This is a genomic window from Methanocaldococcus indicus (genome assembly GCF_049554935.1).
Taxonomy (GTDB): domain Archaea; phylum AGJL01; class Methanococci; order Methanococcales; family Methanocaldococcaceae; genus Methanocaldococcus; species Methanocaldococcus indicus.
The window spans coordinates 669,385-686,865 of sequence record NZ_CP186926.1 but is presented as its reverse complement, the minus strand read 5'-3'; the positions used below and the strand labels follow the sequence as shown (position 1 = coordinate 686,865).

The following is a 17,481-nucleotide window of genomic DNA, read 5'->3' as shown; positions in this document are numbered from 1 at the left end:
ATGGTTTTGAAGTTAGTATTTATGAGTTTTTGGTATATCTTGCCAGCTTATGTGGCTAATGCCTCAGCCTGTATATTTGGTGGAGGAACTCCAATAGATTTAAAAAAGTGCTTTATAGATGGTAGAAGAGTTATAGGAGATGGAGTTACATTTAAAGGAAGCTTTTTTGGAATACTGTTAGGAACATTAACAGGAGCAATACAAGGAATCTTGATAAATTTTAATATTTTTGGACAGTTAGATTTCTATGCTGGAATTATTGACCATATAATTTTAGCTTTTTTGTTATCTTTGGGAGCTATTGTTGGTGATGCTGTTGGTAGTTTTATAAAAAGGAGGTTAAATATAGAAAGAGGAAAACCTGCTCCTTTATTAGACCAGTTAGATTTTGTTATTGGAGCTTTAATATTTGCTTATCCTTTTGCTCCTATACCTTTATCTATGGTTTTTATTATTATTGTTATGACACTATTCATTCATTTTATTGGGAACGTTATTGCTTATCTAATTGGAGTTAAAGATTGTTGGTGGTAAAAATGATTATTTTAGATATTGAGCTAAAAGACAAGCCAGGTGAGTTATTGAGAGTTCTTACACCAATATCAAAATTAGGAGCAAATATAATAAGTATAATACATTCAAGAGAGACAAAAGTTGGAGATAGAATTCCTGTGAGATTGGTTATAGATATTGATGAAAAGAAATTAGATATTTTGTTGGATGAGTTAGAAAAGATAGCAACAGTTAAGAAAGTTGATGGAAAATCTAAAAAAGTGTATATAGATGTTGTAGTTATTGGTCATGTTGTTGATACTGATATTAAAGATACTATTGATAGAATAAACACAGTTGGTTTAGTTGAAGATATGGATTTAATTATGCCCCATCCAGAAAAAGAATCATCAGCAAGTATGAGGATAACTGTTGATATTGATAAGATTGGAGAGCTATTTTATCTCTTAGAAGAGTTGGAGAAAGAAAAAAATCTTTTATTTATAAAATCTTTTTTGGTGAGATAGTATGGATATAATTATTATAGGTTTTGGAACTATTGGAAAGGGGTTAGCAGAGGTTTTATATAAAAAGAGGGAATATCTCAAAAAAAATTTTGGTGAGTTTAGAGTTGTTGGTATAGCTGACAGTTCAGGAGCAATATATAATAAAGAAGGAATTGACTTAAAAAAAGCTATAGATGTTAAAGAAAAAACTAAAAAGATTATTAACTATAATGATGCTGAAAAACTTTCTATTTTTGAATTGATTGAGAAAGAGGCAGATGTAGCTGTTGAAGTAACTCCATCAAATTTAGAGACAGGAGAGCCAGCTAAAACACATATTATTGAAAGTTTTAAAAATGACAAACATGTTGTCACAGCTAATAAAGGACCCTTAGCCCTTTTTTATAATGAGCTTATAAAAACAGCTGAAAAATACAATAAAATTTTTAGATTTGAGGCAACTGTTGGAGGAGCTATGCCTATCATAAATTTAGCTAAGGAAAACTTAGCTGGAAATGAAATATTATCTATAAGAGGAATTTTAAATGGAACTACAAACTACATCTTAACAAAGATGGAAGAGGAAAATGTTGATTTTGAAACTGCTTTAAAAGAAGCCCAAGAACTTGGCTATGCAGAGAGTAATCCTTCCCAAGATATAGATGGATTAGATACAGCTGCTAAAATAGTTATATTGGCAAATTCAATAATGAATTTAAACAAAACAATAAAAGATGTTAAAATAAAAGGTATTACAAAAATTACACCAGAATCTCTATTTTTAGCTAATAAAAAAGGATACACTATAAAATTAATAGGTGAAGTTAATAAAAAGTATTTAATTGTTGAGCCAATGCTAATTCCTAAATATAGTCCATTAAATGTAAAAGGAACATTAAATGTTGCAATGTTTGAAACAGATTTAGCTAAGGAAGTAGTTGTTGTAGGTAGAGGTGCTGGAAAGGAAGAGACAAATTCAGCTCTTTTAAGTGACTTAATTAGCATATATAATAGAGTTAATAATAGTACCAAATAGTTCTATAATCATTTATATTTTCTCCAATCTCTTCCATTCTTTTTAAGTAATCTAAAATAGGAACATCTTCATACACATAAGATTTTGTTGGATATATTCCCTTTTCCCATGGGTGGAATAAATATACTCTTGCTCCATTTTCTTTTATTGCTATTAATTCTCTATCTTGGAAACTTCTTAAATGCACTTTTCCAAGTTTAGGGACATTAAATATAGGTTCATCAGTTCTAAAACTTCCTGGTAATAATCTTGCTTCTTCTTTAACCTCTTGACAAATTCTTGCTATTGGTATAAGATAATCTTTATGCTCATACTTACCTTTTGGATAGAATGAATAGTAAGGAATTATACCAACTTTTTTTAAGGCAATTCTTAAAGCAACATTCTCAAATCTTCTACTTACATACCTATGGAAAACATGCTGATTATAAACCTTTATATCTCCTAATGCATCTATAGCTTTTTTAACATAAGGGGTTATCTCATAACAACTTTCAGCATGAGTAACAACTATTAAACTTTTTTCTTCTTTAAATTCTTTTAGAATTTCTACTAAACTATTGGTTATTCTCATTGGAACAGTTAATATACTTCTTGTCCCAAATCTTACTCCAATAACATGCTCCATATCTTTAATTCTATTTAATATTCTTTCAATGCATTTATCTGGTAGGCTAAATGGGTCTCCTCCTGTTATTAGTATTTCTAACATACTCTCATGATTAGCAAACCATTCTAAGGCTTTCTCTATCTTTTCCCAACCTACAAATGCACTTTTAGAGAAATCTTTTACTAACCAATTTCTTTGGCAATATACACAAATTTGTGGGCATGATTCAAAAGGTTTTATAATTGCTATTGTTACATATCTTCTTGTTATTAACTCTTCAGGAGTAGTGTCATGCTCACCCATAAAATCAAAAACTATATCTCTCTTATCTTTATTTTTAATCATCTCTAAAACATAGTGTTTAGGTGGAATAACTTGAACTCTTATAGGTAAATCTTCTTTACCTTCAAAATCAAATAAATGGAGGTAGTATGGTGTAATGGCAAAAGGTATATCATTTTCAATAGCTAATTTAATATTTTCAAGTTCTTCATCTGAAAGTTTTAATCCTATTTCTTCTCTCATCTCTTCTAATATTTTTAATCCTTTTTTTCCTTTAATTACATTTTTAAAATGCCACTTATAATTTAGCCAATCATCTTCATTTGCATCAAAAAGCTCTAAAATCTTTTTTTTGTTTTCTTCTCTCTTTTGGATAATTTCTTTATCTAACCCAGAGGGATATTTATTAATATATTCTTTCATAATTATATAAACTTCATCTAAAAAGTCACTTCTTGCTTTTCCAGCTTCTCTACCTTTTAATTTCTCAAAATCTATAAATTTTACACCTTTATTTTTTAATTTTTCTCCTAAAAATCCCTCTGAAAATTTTGCTTCTCCCTTTATTGCTAAAAATAGATGTTTGAACTCTTCTATAAAAGCATCACTAACCTCAATTTCATCATTATAATATTTAAGCAATATCTCCAATGTACTAAAACCAGCTAACTTTTCATTTTCTTTTGATAGTATATTTTTAAAAACATTTATTGCATATAAGGAGAGCCATCTATCAATTTCATTATCAATAATACTATTATTTCTAACTTTATATTCATAATTATTTAAGAATTTAAATAAATCTTCTCTTACATCTTCCATATCCTCTTTTTTAAAAATTTGTTCAATTGGTAGAATACTAAATATCATTTAATACTCACCCAATTATTTATTTTTAAAATTTTAAAATTAAAGTTATATGTAAAAGAAAGTATAAATAATAACAAAAGTAAATTTTATGTTTAAATAAATAATATTTAAGGTAATATGCTAATATAATAATAATTATGGTTAATACTACTTATAACTTAACATATATCTCGAAAATAAATATTTAGTCCAAAAATTTACAATCCTGGTGAAAAATATGGACATGGTATATTATGTAAATAAAATAAATGATCCTATTAAAGATGGTTATAAATTGGCTAAAAAAATTAAACTTAAAATATCTACACCATCATTGATAATATTAATTTCAACTATATTTGATATGGATAAATTTAAGAGATTTATGGATAGTTTTACTGAAATATTGCCATCTGACAATATAATTGGATGCTCATCTGGAGGAATATTTCAAGGAAATAATTATTACAATAAAGATTCAGTACTGGTTATTGCATTTAGTAATAGATATAAATCAGCAATTTCATATCATGATATGAAAGAAGAGATGATAGCCAATAATATAATTAATGATATTTATAATCAACTTAGGGAAAAATATATAAATATAGATATATATGAGAAATTTTTAGGATTTATATTCTTTGATTATCATATTAACAATGAGTATGAAATATTAAATACAATTGGTAGGGAATTAGGAGTTCCAATAATTGGGGGTACTGCAAGTGATAGAGGGAAATTTAAAAATTACTATCTAATTTACAAAGGTAAAGTTGTAAAAGACTGTTGTATATTTGGTTTAGTTGGGGGTAAGTTAGATTTTGATATTATTTTTGGACATGGATATAAGCCAACTAATATATATGCAAAAGTTACAAAGGCAAAGGATAATATTATTTATGAACTTGACAACAAACCGGCATTAGAGAGATATATTGAAATGATTTCAGAATATACAAGAATGCCAAAAGATATTATAGAAAGAAATATTGACTATTTAAAAAAATCAGAAGTATCAAAAATAGATTTTACACTGATACATCCATTAGGTTATGTGGATTTCTTTGGAAATGTAATTATTCCCTATTTAGAGAAAGTAGAAGGAGAGTCATTAATTTTTAAAAATAAAATTTCTGAAGGAATTTTTTTAAACTTAATGACTACAAGCTTTAAAGATATCATTAACAGCTTATATCAAAAATTGTCAGAATATATAGAGAAAGATTTATTAGCTTTCATTAATGAGTCTTATTTTGTAGAAGTTCTAAAAAATCCAAAATTTAGAAAATATGAGAAAAATATATTACCTTATTTTTTAGAGTTTTATAAAGATAGCAGAGATATTTCCAAATATATTATAAAAAGTAATTGTATTGGTTGGCTATCTTATGGAGAAGCAGTATCAAAAGATATTTTAAGAATATATACAACTTTATCTTATGTTGGAGTTATATTTAAGAATGTGCATACAAACATTGCCTATCTATTAGAAAGTTATGGATTTTCTGAAGATGAGATAAGTATTATCTCAAACTTAATAAATGAACCAAAAACATTATTAGAAATTTCAGAACTTACTGATTTAGATTTAGATACAGTAAAGGAAATTATTAACAAACTCATTAAAAAGAAAATTGTTGATTATATGGATATATCTGATAAGTATTATGTAGATACAGTTAATCTTAAAAAAGTATTAAAAAAATTAGATGAAGAAATTGAATATGAATATCAAAAGAAGAAATCTGATAGAAAAAGATTATTAGATTTACTATAATCTTCTAATAATTAGTGTGTGCTCATTTTTGGTATTTGCTTTTAATTTAGCTATTTTAACTAATTCTAAATTATTATCTTCTAAAATTTTTATTATTTTGTTTAGTTCTTCCTTTTTTGAATATTTATTTTCATATTTGATTGTTTGAACTATATATTTATTCTTCTTTAAATTGTCTAAAAATTTTAATGTAAGATTTATACTCTCTTCAGGATAAAGATTTGTGTCATTAGTTATTAAGTCAAGTTTATCATTTAAATTAACATATTCAGCTCTCTTTTTTATATGAATAATATTATCTTTTTTGATTTTTAACTCACCTGGGTCAATGGCATAAACTTTATTTGATAAATTAGACAATACCTTAGCCCAACCACCTGGAGATGAGCCAATATCTAAAACTACATTTAAATCTTTAAAAACATAGGGAAATTTTTCTAAAACTTCTAATAATTTTTTTTCTGCTCTACTTATAAATCTCTCATTGTATTTTTTTGTGAGATTTTTTATATTATCTTCAAACTTTATTTCATTTAAAGATAAATAAACTTCATTCTGGATTATATGCACATCTATCTTAAAATCATAATTTTTTAGAGAAACTTTATAACCAAAAAAGTTGGATATCTCTTTTCCTAATATTCTTTCAATATATTCACTACTAAAATTGTGTTTTCCCCTTCTCCAACATCTAACAACAAATGAGCCAGATAAATTTCTCTCTTTGATTAGATTTATTGTATCATCTATTAAACTATTTAATGAACTTTCCTTTTCAATTGGTATTAATCTACAAATATATTTTGATTCTAAATTATCTAACTTATCTCCATAAAGTTTTAATAATCCTCTAAATGGAGTATATCTAACATAAAAGTTTAATTTTTTAAGTTCATCTTTTAACTCTCTCTCATATCCTGGTTTTGTGGTTATTAGAGCCAATAATTTCATTCTATCAACTTAATAATTTCATAAGCTACTTTATCTCCAGCTTTTTTTACTTCATCTGATAGATTAAAAGTAAAATCTATTACCTTTGGTTGAATCCCAACAACTATAAACTCTGAATTAATAAATTTTTTTAAGTATTTTATAAATATACTTATTGGAAGTGTATGAGATGATAAAGAATAGTTATCTATCTTGTCAATATCTATAATCTCTATCTCACCAGGATTTTTATTTAAATATGCACAATCAATAATAATTATAACATCTGGATTTATATTTTTTATTTTGTCTGTAAAAGATTCTGGAGAGGTTTTGGCATTTATTAGGTAGAGGTTATTTATATTAACTACTTCACCAAACTTTTTAAAGTGTTGCATAACTTTATTTATTATATATACTCCAACTCCATCATCTCCTCTTAACTCATTTCCTATTCCTATAACCAATATTTTTTTATTCTTTAAATTTCTAAAAATGATAATCACCTCATAAAATATAATTTGGTGAGAACTTGGATAAAGATTACAATATTAGTATAGAAAAAGAGATACAAAAAAAGTGGGAAAAAGAAGAGTTATATAAATTTGATGAAAATAGTGAAAAGCCACCATATATAATAGATACTCCTCCACCATATCCTACTGGAAAGCTCCACTTAGGACATGCTTTAAATTGGAGCTATATGGATTTTATTGCAAGATATAAAAGAATGAAAGGCTATAATGTTCTCTTTCCACAAGGTTGGGACTGTCATGGATTGCCTACAGAGGTTAAGGTAGAGGAGATTTATGGTGTAACTAAATCAGAAGTTGATAGAGAGACATTTAGAGAGTGGTGTATAAAACTAACTGAGGAAAATATAGAAAAGATGAGAAAACAAATAAAAAGCTTAGGAATTTCAATAGATTGGAGTAGAGAGTATATAACAATGAAACCAGAATATATTAAAAAATCTCAAACAGCTTTTGTTAGAATGTATAGAGATGGGCTAATTTATAGGGGAAAGTTCCCTGTTAATTGGTGTCCAAGATGTCAGACAGCTATTGCATTTGCAGAAGTTGAATACAAAGAGAGAGAAACCTATTTAAATTATATAATATTTCCATCAGCAGATAATGAGAAAGATTTAATTATAGCTACAACAAGACCAGAGTTATTAGCTGCATGTGTGGCTATCTTAGTGCATCCAGAAGATGAAAGATATAAAGATTTGGTAGGTAAGGAGTTTATAGTCCCTCTTTTTAATCATAAAGTTAAGCTTTTAGAAGATAAAGATGTTGAGAAAGATTTTGGAACAGGAGCTGTTATGGTTTGTACCTTTGGGGATAAAACAGATGTCCTATGGGCAAATAGACATAACTTAGAGATAAGAAAAGCTATCAATGAGAAGGGAGAATTAACTGAAATAGCTGGAAAATATAAAGGATTAAAAACAGAAGAAGCAAGAAAAAAGATTATTGAAGATTTGAAAAAAGAAGGTTATCTTATAAAACAAGAGAAAATTAAGCAAAATGTTGGAGTATGTTGGAGATGTAAAACACCTATTGAAATAATTGTTACTGAGCAGTGGTTTGTTAATGTTAGAAAGCTCTTACCAAAAGTTAGAGAAGTTGTTGATGAAATAAAATGGATTCCTGAACATATGAAATCGAGATTGTTAAGTTGGATTGAAGATATGGACTGGGATTGGGTTATAAGTAGGCAGAGAATTTTTGCCACACCAATTCCAGTTTGGTATTGTAAGGATTGTGGTAATATAGTTGTAGCTAAGGAAGAAGATTTACCAATTGACCCTACAAAAACAAATTATGTATGTGATAAATGTAAATCTACAAATTTAGAGCCAGAAAAGGATGTTATGGACACTTGGATGGATTCATCAATAACTCCATTAGTTATAACTAAATGGTTAGATGATGAAGAATTTTTTAAGAAGCATTATCCTACACAACTAAGACCTCAAGGACATGATATTATAAGGACATGGGCATTCTACACAATAGTTAAATCCATAGCTTTAACTAATAAAAAGCCATGGGAAGAGATAGTTATTAATGGTATGGTGTTTGGAGAAGATGGTAGAAAGATGAGTAAAAGTTTAGGAAATGTAGTTGAGCCAGATGAAATAGTTGAAAAGTACGGAGCAGATGCACTAAGATTATGGGCTGCTAACAGTGTTATTGGTAATGATGTCCCATTTAGTTGGAAAGAAGTTGATTATGGATATAGATTTTTAAGAAAATTCTGGAATGCATGTAGATTTGCTAAAATGCATATTGATGATAATGAAATAAATAACTTAAAAGAACTAAAAACTGACAATATAGTTGATTTATGGATTTTAAGTAAGTTAAATAAATTAATTAAAGAAGTTGATAACTCTCTCAAAAATTATAGATTTAATGTAGTTGTGGAGATTTATAAGTTTGTTTGGCATGAGTTTTGTGATAACTATATTGAGATGGTTAAATATAGATTGTATAAAGGAGATGAAAAAGAAAAAGATGAAGCTAAAAGAACTTTATATTATTGTATAGACAGACTATTAAGATTATTGACTATATTTGCTCCTCACTTCTCAGATTATATTGGTGAGATTTATAAGATAGAGGATTTACATTTTAAATTCCCAGAGGTTGATGAGAGATATATTAATGAGGATATTGAAAAAGTTGGGGAATTAATAAAAGAGACAATAGTTAATTTAAGAAGATACAAAGCTAATAAAGGACTATCATTAAATGCACAATTAAATAAAGTGGAAATTTATACAGAAGATGATGAAACTTATAATGCTTTGTTGAAAGGAGAGAAAGATATAAAAGGAACTTTAAAGATAAATGAACTAAAAATAATTAAAGGTAAGCCAGATTTAGAGTATAGAATAGTTGAAGTCATTCCTAACAAATCAAAAATTGGACCAGAGTTTAAAAAATATACAAAAGATGTTATGGAGTTTATAAAAAATATTAAAGATGAAGAAACCTTAAACAAGATATTAACAGAAGGTTTAAAGACAGAGTATGGAGTTATAAGAAAAGAGCATATAAAGGAAATTAAAAGAGCTATATTTAGTAAGGGAGAGGAAGTAGATACTGTTGAGTTTGGCTTATGCTTAGCTATAATCAAAAATTAAACTTTTTATATTTATAAAATATTCTGCAAGTTCCTTCATCAGAAACCATACAACTACCAACTGGATTAAATGGATTACAAACTTTTCCAAATAATGGGCAATCTGTTGGTAATTTCTCCCCTCTTAAAATTTTATCACAAATACAGCCTTTTGGTATTTTTTCTTTCATTTTTGGGATATCTTCATTTTCAAAAATATCAAATTTTTTATATTTTTCTTTAAGTTTGTAACCTCCATTTTTTATTTTTGGAAAACCTCTCCATTCTTTATCTTCACTTTCAAAAACTTCATTTATAATCTTTTGAGCTATAACATTCCCTTCTTCTTTTACAACTCTTTTATATTCATTTTCTACTTTAATCTCATTTTTATAGAGTTGTTTTAGAATCATTAATATGGATAGGAGAACATCAATCCCCTCAAATCCAGAAACTATTAATGGAACTCTATATTTCTCTAAGAGTGTATAATATGGTTTTAATCCTGTTATTGCTGATACATGCCCTGGACAGATAAAAGCATCTAACTTAGTATTTTCTAATAAAAACTCCATTATTGGAGGAGTTTGTCTATGACAATTTAATATAAAGAAGTTGTCTAAATCCAAATTTAATAGTTCTGATGCAGTTGTTGGAGCAGTAGTTTCAAAGCCAATAGCTACATAAACAAATTTTTTATCTCTTTCTTTTTTAGCCATCTTTACAGCGTCACTAACACTATAAACTATCCTAATATCATAATCTTTACTTATTGATTGTAAGCTCTCATAACTACCTGGAACTCTATATAAATCTCCTAAGGTTGTTATTACATAACCTTTCTTTGCTAAGTAAATGGCTGTATCAATCTCTTTCTGAGTTGTGACACATACTGGACATCCTGGGCCAGGAATTAGCTTTATATTTTTTGGTAGAACTTCCCTAATACCATATTTACAAATTGTGTGCTCATGAGAGCCACACACATGCATAATTTTAACTTCATCAAAATTTTTAGATAAATCATTTATCTTTTCAATAATTTTATTTATCATTCTCTCAACTTTTTAATTTCTTTTAACATTCCTTCTATTGTATATTTTTTGGGAGTAATTGGAGAGAGATTTAACTCCTCTAAGGTTTTTGCAGTTATTGGTCCAATAGCAACAACATAGTTATTTTTTATTGTGTTATAAAATTCATCATCAACATATTTAAAAAAGTTTTTAGCAGTTAAAGAACTTGTAAAAGTTAAAATAAATTTTTTATCTTTTAAGTGGTTTTTTAAATTATTTATTTTTTCTTTTAAATCTTTTGGTTCTTCTGATGAATAGACATAAACTAAATCTACATTCAAGTTGTTTTTTAAAATATCTCTTGTTGCAGGAGTTGTTGGAAATAAAAATTTATCGTCTCTTTTAGCAACTTTTTTAATCTCTTCTAAAAGTTTCTCTGCAGTATATTCACTTGGAATTATATCTGCTTCTCTATTAAAATACTTTTTTAATGTTTTATTTGTCTTTTCTCCAATAACAGCTATTTTTTTATTGTCAAGATTTTTATCTTTCAAATTTTTGTATAACCCAATCACTCCACTTGGAGAAGTGAAAATTATCCAGTTGTATTTATCTAAGTTAATATTAACTTTTTTATAGACTATCTCAATAGTAGGGAGAATTATTGGATTAAAACCTTCTTTTTTTAATATCTCTAAAAAAGCTTTAGCTCTTTCTTTCGGTCTTGTAATTATTACATCCATAATTTCACATTTTTGGATATATTTGTTTATAAAAAAAGAAAAGAGAAAGAAAATTTATAAGTTTTCAATTAAAGCTAATGCAGCTTCTCTTGTTTTTTCTCTGTTTCCACCAGCAACAACTATAACATCGTGTCCGTTTGCAACTCCTTTTATTAATGCTATTGTTGCTGGGCTGTCATTGGTTATGTTTATTTTACCCATATCTACTAACTCTTTTGTTAATTTGTTTGCTACTGGTCCTCCAACTAATACTAAGTTTTTATCTGCGTTGTCTAAGCTAACTTCTGTATCTAACTTAGCAATTGGAGCTGTTATTTTTGTTGGTTGTATTGCATTAGCTTCAATTTTATCTAAAGTTAATTGTGCATTTAATGCTGAAACTTCTTGACCTACATCTAATGTTACATCTTTTGATACATCTGAGTAAATATATATCTTATAATCTCCTGCAGATGCATTTATTACTTTGTCTACTTTTAATGTGAAGTAATTATCAATTGCTGAGAATGTATCTCCTTTAGAACTTAATTGGTTATCAGAATCTGTAGGATCTGTATCATCTACTAAAGCTATACCACAGATTTTTTTACCGTCTATAACACCAATTCCATTAGTATCATCATCTATATCTGTATTTTTAGTTATGTCTATATGAGTTCCATCAGATAGTACTGCATAGATTTTGTAATCTGAATCTTCATATTTACTTCCTAATTTTAAGTATTTTAAGTCTTTAACTATATAACAATCTGCATATCCTGTTGTCTCAGCTATATTTTTATATGCATCTGTAACTATTACCCCGATTGGTCCATATGTTAAGATTAATGGTGAATCTGTAGATGCGTAATCAAATTTTTCAGCTACGACTTGTCCATCTTTTAATATTTGAACATCTACTTTTGCACCACTACTTGAGCCGGTAGTAGGTTCTAAAACTGCTTTTATTTTTACTTGATATCCATTTCCAACATCATAAATTTCTCCTTCTTGTAATATTCCACTATATGCCTCTTTACCAATAATTAATTCATTGTTATTTTTATCTGCTTTAACAAACATGTATTGTTCTCCTAAGAATGGGATTAATATTCCAGGAGCTAAATATACATTTGATGTATTTAATTCACTGTCTTTAGTGACAGTTGTAGCATATCCAACTAAATCAATTCCAATATTGGTACCTTCAGGTACTAATTCATAGAATCCTAATTCAATACTATCAGCTTTTGAATTAGTTAAGTTTTCATATATTCCTGTTTTAATATCTTTTGGATTTAAATCATCAATTTTCATTAATGTAGATAATGTTTTTGTTATTGTATTAATTTTCTCAACAGACAATATTAGATTTAAACTTGTTGTATTTCCAGATGGAGTTGTAGTTAATTTTACTGTACTTGGAAGATATACATATGTATCATTAACATAGGTTTGTGTACCAGTTGCATTTAATTCAGTTATACTTACTTCATCAGTAGCATTAGTTGTTGTTACTGATATACTTCCATTTAATGTAGTATTTACCCATGTATATTCAGGATGTGGGAATGTATTACCGCCATATATAACATCAGTTACTTGATAATCAGTATCATCAGGAGTTACAGCATATAATAATGCTTTATCCTTACTGGCATCAAATTCAACTTTACTTGCAGCTGCTTCAACATGAACAGTTAATTCAGCACATCCTGTATTGGCTGAGGATTCTTTGTAGCATAAACTTCCTATTTTAGCTGCTATATCAGCTGCTGAAACGACATCCATAGTTGAAGGAGCGTTAGCACCAACAACTACATAACAGTTTGGTTGTCCATCTTTAACTAATATAGGCTTTAATTCATCATAGCTATTGAATCCAATTGTTTGGACAGCGGAGACACCACTTGCTAATGCTGTTGCTACCATAGCTCCAGCAACTGCTATTGACCCTATTTTCTTTAAACTCATTGCCATATCTTTTCACCTTTTGAAAGTTTTCTGGATAATAAATTATGAGGAGGGGGTATATATACTTTACCATCTGAAAAAGTTATAACAATTGTTTCAGAATTAAAAATTTTCTAAAAATTATTTTATTTTCAAAATATTATTTATAGTTTTGTATTTTAAGAAAAAATACAGTTGCAAAAATTTACAACTTTTAGAAAAGATTTTTAATTTATATTAGTTATTATAAATATTCAGAAAAGCAATTTAGCTTTTTTGTATTTATTTTTTATTTTATAAGCTAACTCTGGAATAAAAGTTGTTATATATGCTTCATCAGACATAGCAATTGCTTTCTTATCATTACCCTTACATGGATAAGCATTTATTCCATTTTTATTTAGAATTTTTATTGTTAATCTTTCAACATCTAAATCTTTATCAGATATATAAACTTCATCTGCCTTTTTTGCAATTGTCCAAGAGATGTATCTTCCTCCCAATAATCCAATTGATTTGCCTTCTATTTCATCAATTGTTTTAGATGTTTTAAAAATATTTCTTAATTTTGAGTTATATATAACTCTCCAATGTGCATCTCCAATATAGAAGTTACCTAACGTATTTGGATATATCTCTCCTCTTAAAAATGAATTTCCATATGAAATAGCTTTAATTATATCTTTGTCAATTAATCTAACATTTAAATTTTTTATTTCTTCTCTAACTATTTTTATGACTCTTCTTAATCCAAAATTACCTCTTTTTGCTTCTTTTGGTTTATATCCTACCATATATCCATGATGATTGTAAGGAAATCCAGTTAAAACTACATTTAATCCAGCTCTTAAACCAATTCTTAACTCATCTTCATAAGCTCCATTAGTTCCTACTACACCACCTTTACACAAAATTCTTGATAAAACTATTGCTTTTGCATAAGTTTTTAATCTATCTTTTCCTCTATTGAATGGAGCTCCTTCAACAACAAAGACATCAACATCTAAGTCAATACATGCCTTTATTCCTTCAATTAAATCATCTTCTCCATTACCTATATGGAATATACCTTCAACAACTTTGTTGTATTCTTTTGCTTTTTTTGCTACATATCTCATCTCTTCCAATGGAGGAGCATGACCCTCAACTTGCTCCTCTACTACATTTATACATACTGAGGAAGATAACTTTATCCAATCTAAAAACTCATCTTTATGCTCTTTTTCTTTATCTATCAATCTTTTATAAATCCTACCTAATGGACAACCTTTTGCTTTTCCAATATAGTAGCAGTATCCACAGCATTCAGTTATCTCTCTTGGGAATCTCATAGGTCCATATTTACCAAAATGGTCAATATCTATAGGAACACTAATATTGTTGTAAATCTCTTTTAGAATATCTATTGGTTTTAAATTTTCTTTTTCAGCTATATCTGCAATAGCATATCCACATATATGTATTGGAAAACCAAAAAAATCAGATAATATACAATTCTCTAATAATTCCTCTTTTGTTAATGTTGATAAACAAGGACCAACTGCAATCTCAACCAAATCACAACCTAATGGGAATTTTCTAAAATTGCTACCTAACTTTATGAGTTCATCTAAACTTAATTTATCAATTTCATCAAAAATCTCTAAAATAAAGGATTCATTCAATTTATTTTTATTTATTTTTTCTAAAACTAACTCTCTTAACTCTAAAGCAGCATCTAAATTATTTATACTTTCCCTTACTAATTCCATAATCTCACAAATTTTTTATATTTATTTATAGGTTATAACTCTTTTTATTATTAAAACTTCAAATGTGGTAAATTTATGTATCTAACAAAAGAGGAAGAGAAGATATTAGATGGAGAGTATGGAGAGATTTTAAGAAGATGTATGAATTTGTTAGTTAGTTTAGGTGAGATATATGGAGCAGAGAAATTGATAGAAATAAGTTCTTCACAGGTTTCAGGTGTCTCATATAAAACTATTGGAGATTATGGTTTAGAGTTTATAGAGGATTTAACAAAAGAAAATATAAAAGTTAAAGTTCCTACTACACTAAATCCGGCTGGAATGGATTTAGACAGATGGAGAGAGATGGGTATAAGTGAGAGTTTTGCTGAAAAACAGTTAAGGATTATAAATGCTTTTAGAAAGTTGGATATTGAGATTTCATGCACATGCACACCTTATTTAACTGGAAATGTTCCAAGATTTGGAGAGCATATAAGTTGGGCAGAAAGTTCTGCTGTAAGTTATGCAAACTCTATATTAGGGGCTAAGACAAATAGAGAAGGAGGACCATTAGCATTAGCATCAGCTATTATAGGAAAAACCCCATATTATGGCTATCATTTAGATGAGAATAGGAAAGCTAATTATATTATCAAAATAGATAAAGAAGCAAAATTTAAAGAAGAGAGTTTTTATGGAGCATTAGGTTATGTTGTTGGTGAGATGTTAAAAAAAGATATTCCTTATTTTGAAGATTTATATAGATTTAAACCTTCAATTGAAGAGTTAAAACTTTTAGGAGCTACAATGGCTGCAAGTGGAGGAATTGCTTTATATCATGCCAAAAATCTAACTGCTGAGGCAAAAGTTAAGGATGTTATTGAGAATAGAGAGGTTATAGAAATAGGAAAAGAGGAGATTATGGAGGCTTATGATAAGTTAAACTCTGCTGATGACATTGATTTGATAACTGTTGGATGTCCTCATTGTAGTTTGAAAGAGATTAAAGAAATATCATATTTATTAAAAAATAAAAAATTAAAAATAGATTTGTGGGTTTGTTGTTCTATACATATAAAAGCTATTTCTGATAGGATGAACTACACTGATACAATTGAAAAGGCAGGAGGTAAGATAATTAAAGATACATGTATGGTAGTCTCACCAATTAAAAATTTAAATATAGCAACAAATTCAGGAAAAGCTTCTGTCTATCTACCAAGTTTTTGTAAATCAAATGTTCTATTTGATGATATAAAAGAGATAATTAAGAGATATTCAGAATAGATAAACTTCAACTTTTTCTCCTTTTTCATAACCCTCTATATTTTCATCAACAATTATGTATCCATCACTTTTTATTAGAGAGGATATAACACCACTTCCAGTTATCCTTACTGGTAAGACTTTATTTTTAACTATTTTAACTCTAACAAAATCTACCCTTCCTAATTGTGAAGGAATTGGATGTGAAAGCTCCAACATTATCTTTTTTCTTTGTGCAAAGTATCTATAAAAGAACAGTTCAAACTGAACAGCAGCAGCAACAGGATATCCAGAGAGCATAAAAATAGGTTTGTCAATAACTCCAAAGGCAAAAGGTTTTCCTGGCCTTATATTGACTCCATGTAAAATAACATCTCCAAGTTCTTTAACAGCTTTAACTGTTAAGTCCCTATCTCCAACAGATGTCCCCCCAGTAGTAAAAATAATATCTACTTCCTCATTAGCTTTTTTTAATGTTTCTTTTATATTATCTAAATTATCTTTAACAATTCCATAATCTACAACATCAAAACCTAAGTTTTTTAATAGACCATAAAGTAAATAGTAGTTTGAGTTAATTATTTTATTATTTTTAATACCTTCTTCTAAACTAACTAATTCCGCTCCTGTTGAAATAACTCCTATTTTTAAATCATATACTTTAATATTTTTAATTCCCAAAGATGATAGTATAGCTAAGTGATATGGAGATATTTTTTCTCCTTTCTTTAATATAGTATCTCCTTTTTTTACATCTTCTCCTATTTTTGAAACATTTTCATTTGGATGAACTGACTTATAAACTTCTAAAAAGTTGTTATATTCATTACAGTATTCTTTCATTACAACAGCATTAGCTCCTTCTGGTAATTTATCTCCTGTATGGACTTTTTTTGCTTCACCTTCATCTATATAATCTCTCTCAACTAAATTTAAAATAATAGGATTTGTTTGTGAAGCTCCAGAAACATCCTCAGCTCTTACAGCATAACCATCCATAGCACTCCTATTAAAATAAGGAAGGTTTATAGGTGCTTTAACATCTTCATAAGCTATTTTATTTAAACCATCTATAAGCTTAATATTTGATGATTTAACATACTTATTTAAATAACTATAAACTATCTCTCTTGCTTTATTAAAATCTAAAACTTCCTTAAACAACATTTTA

Annotated in this window: 14 protein-coding genes; 6 read left to right on the top strand and 8 right to left on the bottom strand. The window is 27.7% G+C overall.

Annotation, left to right across the window (positions count from 1 at the left end; translation table 11 throughout):
- The 3 genes from ACPB8Q_RS03845 to ACPB8Q_RS03835 are packed head-to-tail and all read left to right on the top strand — an operon-like array spanning position 1 to position 2,034.
- A complete protein-coding gene (locus tag ACPB8Q_RS03845) occupies positions 1–534 on the top strand; it encodes a CDP-2,3-bis-(O-geranylgeranyl)-sn-glycerol synthase (protein WP_423793354.1) in 534 nt (177 codons plus the stop codon).
- Between the two features lie 2 nt (positions 535–536).
- Positions 537–1,019 carry an ACT domain-containing protein gene (locus ACPB8Q_RS03840; RefSeq protein ID WP_423793353.1) on the top strand — a complete coding sequence of 161 codons (483 nt, stop codon included), beginning with the start codon at positions 537–539 and terminating at the stop codon, positions 1,017–1,019.
- Position 1,020: 1 nt separating this feature from the next.
- Positions 1,021–2,034, top strand: a complete 1,014-nt coding sequence (locus ACPB8Q_RS03835; RefSeq protein ID WP_423793352.1) for a homoserine dehydrogenase — start codon at positions 1,021–1,023, stop codon at positions 2,032–2,034.
- Here ACPB8Q_RS03835 and ACPB8Q_RS03830 read toward each other — a convergent pair.
- Positions 2,015–3,796, bottom strand: coding sequence for a KamA family radical SAM protein (locus tag ACPB8Q_RS03830; protein ID WP_423793351.1), 1,782 nt, complete (start codon positions 3,794–3,796; stop codon positions 2,015–2,017). The two genes, ACPB8Q_RS03835 and ACPB8Q_RS03830, sit on opposite strands and share 20 nt — an antisense overlap.
- 217 nt (positions 3,797–4,013) lie before the next feature.
- On the opposite strand from ACPB8Q_RS03830, the gene ACPB8Q_RS03825 reads away from it, so the two are divergent.
- Positions 4,014–5,555, top strand: a complete 1,542-nt coding sequence (locus ACPB8Q_RS03825; protein ID WP_423793350.1) for an FIST signal transduction protein — start codon at positions 4,014–4,016, stop codon at positions 5,553–5,555.
- Here ACPB8Q_RS03825 and ACPB8Q_RS03820 read toward each other — a convergent pair.
- Together ACPB8Q_RS03820 and hycI are read right to left on the bottom strand one after the other, a co-directional pair.
- Positions 5,550–6,506, bottom strand: coding sequence for an SAM-dependent methyltransferase (locus ACPB8Q_RS03820; RefSeq protein ID WP_423793349.1), 957 nt, complete (start codon positions 6,504–6,506; stop codon positions 5,550–5,552). The two genes, ACPB8Q_RS03825 and ACPB8Q_RS03820, sit on opposite strands and share 6 nt — an antisense overlap.
- Positions 6,503–6,991 (bottom strand): hydrogenase maturation peptidase HycI, encoded by a 489-nt coding sequence (gene hycI, locus ACPB8Q_RS03815; protein WP_423793348.1) that lies wholly within the window; start codon positions 6,989–6,991, stop codon positions 6,503–6,505. Before hycI ends, ACPB8Q_RS03820 begins: the two co-directional genes overlap by 4 nt.
- Positions 6,992–7,017: 26 nt before the next feature.
- Between hycI and ACPB8Q_RS03810 the strand changes: the two genes are divergently transcribed.
- Entirely contained in the window at positions 7,018–9,642 is a 2,625-nt protein-coding gene (locus tag ACPB8Q_RS03810) for a valine--tRNA ligase (protein WP_423793347.1), read from the top strand.
- On the opposite strand, the gene hypD is transcribed toward ACPB8Q_RS03810, so the two are convergent.
- From hypD to hmdC, 4 genes are all read right to left on the bottom strand, one after another.
- Complete coding sequence (gene hypD, locus ACPB8Q_RS03805; protein WP_423793346.1) at positions 9,632–10,675, bottom strand: HypD family hydrogenase formation protein; 1,044 nt, start codon at positions 10,673–10,675, stop codon at positions 9,632–9,634. The two genes, ACPB8Q_RS03810 and hypD, sit on opposite strands and share 11 nt — an antisense overlap.
- On the bottom strand, positions 10,672–11,379 hold the full coding sequence (locus ACPB8Q_RS03800) for a uroporphyrinogen-III synthase (RefSeq protein ID WP_423793345.1): 708 nt from the start codon (positions 11,377–11,379) through the stop codon (positions 10,672–10,674). The genes hypD and ACPB8Q_RS03800 overlap by 4 nt, the downstream gene beginning before the upstream one ends.
- 54 nt (positions 11,380–11,433) lie before the next feature.
- Positions 11,434–13,338, bottom strand: a complete 1,905-nt coding sequence (locus tag ACPB8Q_RS03795) for an S-layer protein (RefSeq protein WP_423793344.1) — start codon at positions 13,336–13,338, stop codon at positions 11,434–11,436.
- 227 nt (positions 13,339–13,565) lie between these two features.
- A complete protein-coding gene (gene hmdC, locus ACPB8Q_RS03790) occupies positions 13,566–15,065 on the bottom strand; it encodes a 5,10-methenyltetrahydromethanopterin hydrogenase cofactor biosynthesis protein HmdC (RefSeq protein WP_423793404.1) in 1,500 nt (499 codons plus the stop codon).
- A 72-nt stretch (positions 15,066–15,137) separates the two neighbouring features.
- On the opposite strand from hmdC, the gene ACPB8Q_RS03785 reads away from it, so the two are divergent.
- Positions 15,138–16,331, top strand: a complete 1,194-nt coding sequence (locus ACPB8Q_RS03785; protein WP_423793343.1) for an aconitase X catalytic domain-containing protein — start codon at positions 15,138–15,140, stop codon at positions 16,329–16,331.
- Here the strand turns inward: ACPB8Q_RS03785 and ACPB8Q_RS03780 are convergent.
- The gene (locus tag ACPB8Q_RS03780; RefSeq protein WP_423793342.1) at positions 16,323–17,477 is read right to left on the bottom strand and encodes a molybdopterin molybdotransferase MoeA; all 1,155 of its coding nucleotides are present in this window, start codon (positions 17,475–17,477) and stop codon (positions 16,323–16,325) included. The two genes, ACPB8Q_RS03785 and ACPB8Q_RS03780, sit on opposite strands and share 9 nt — an antisense overlap.
- Positions 17,478–17,481 lie beyond the last annotated feature (4 nt).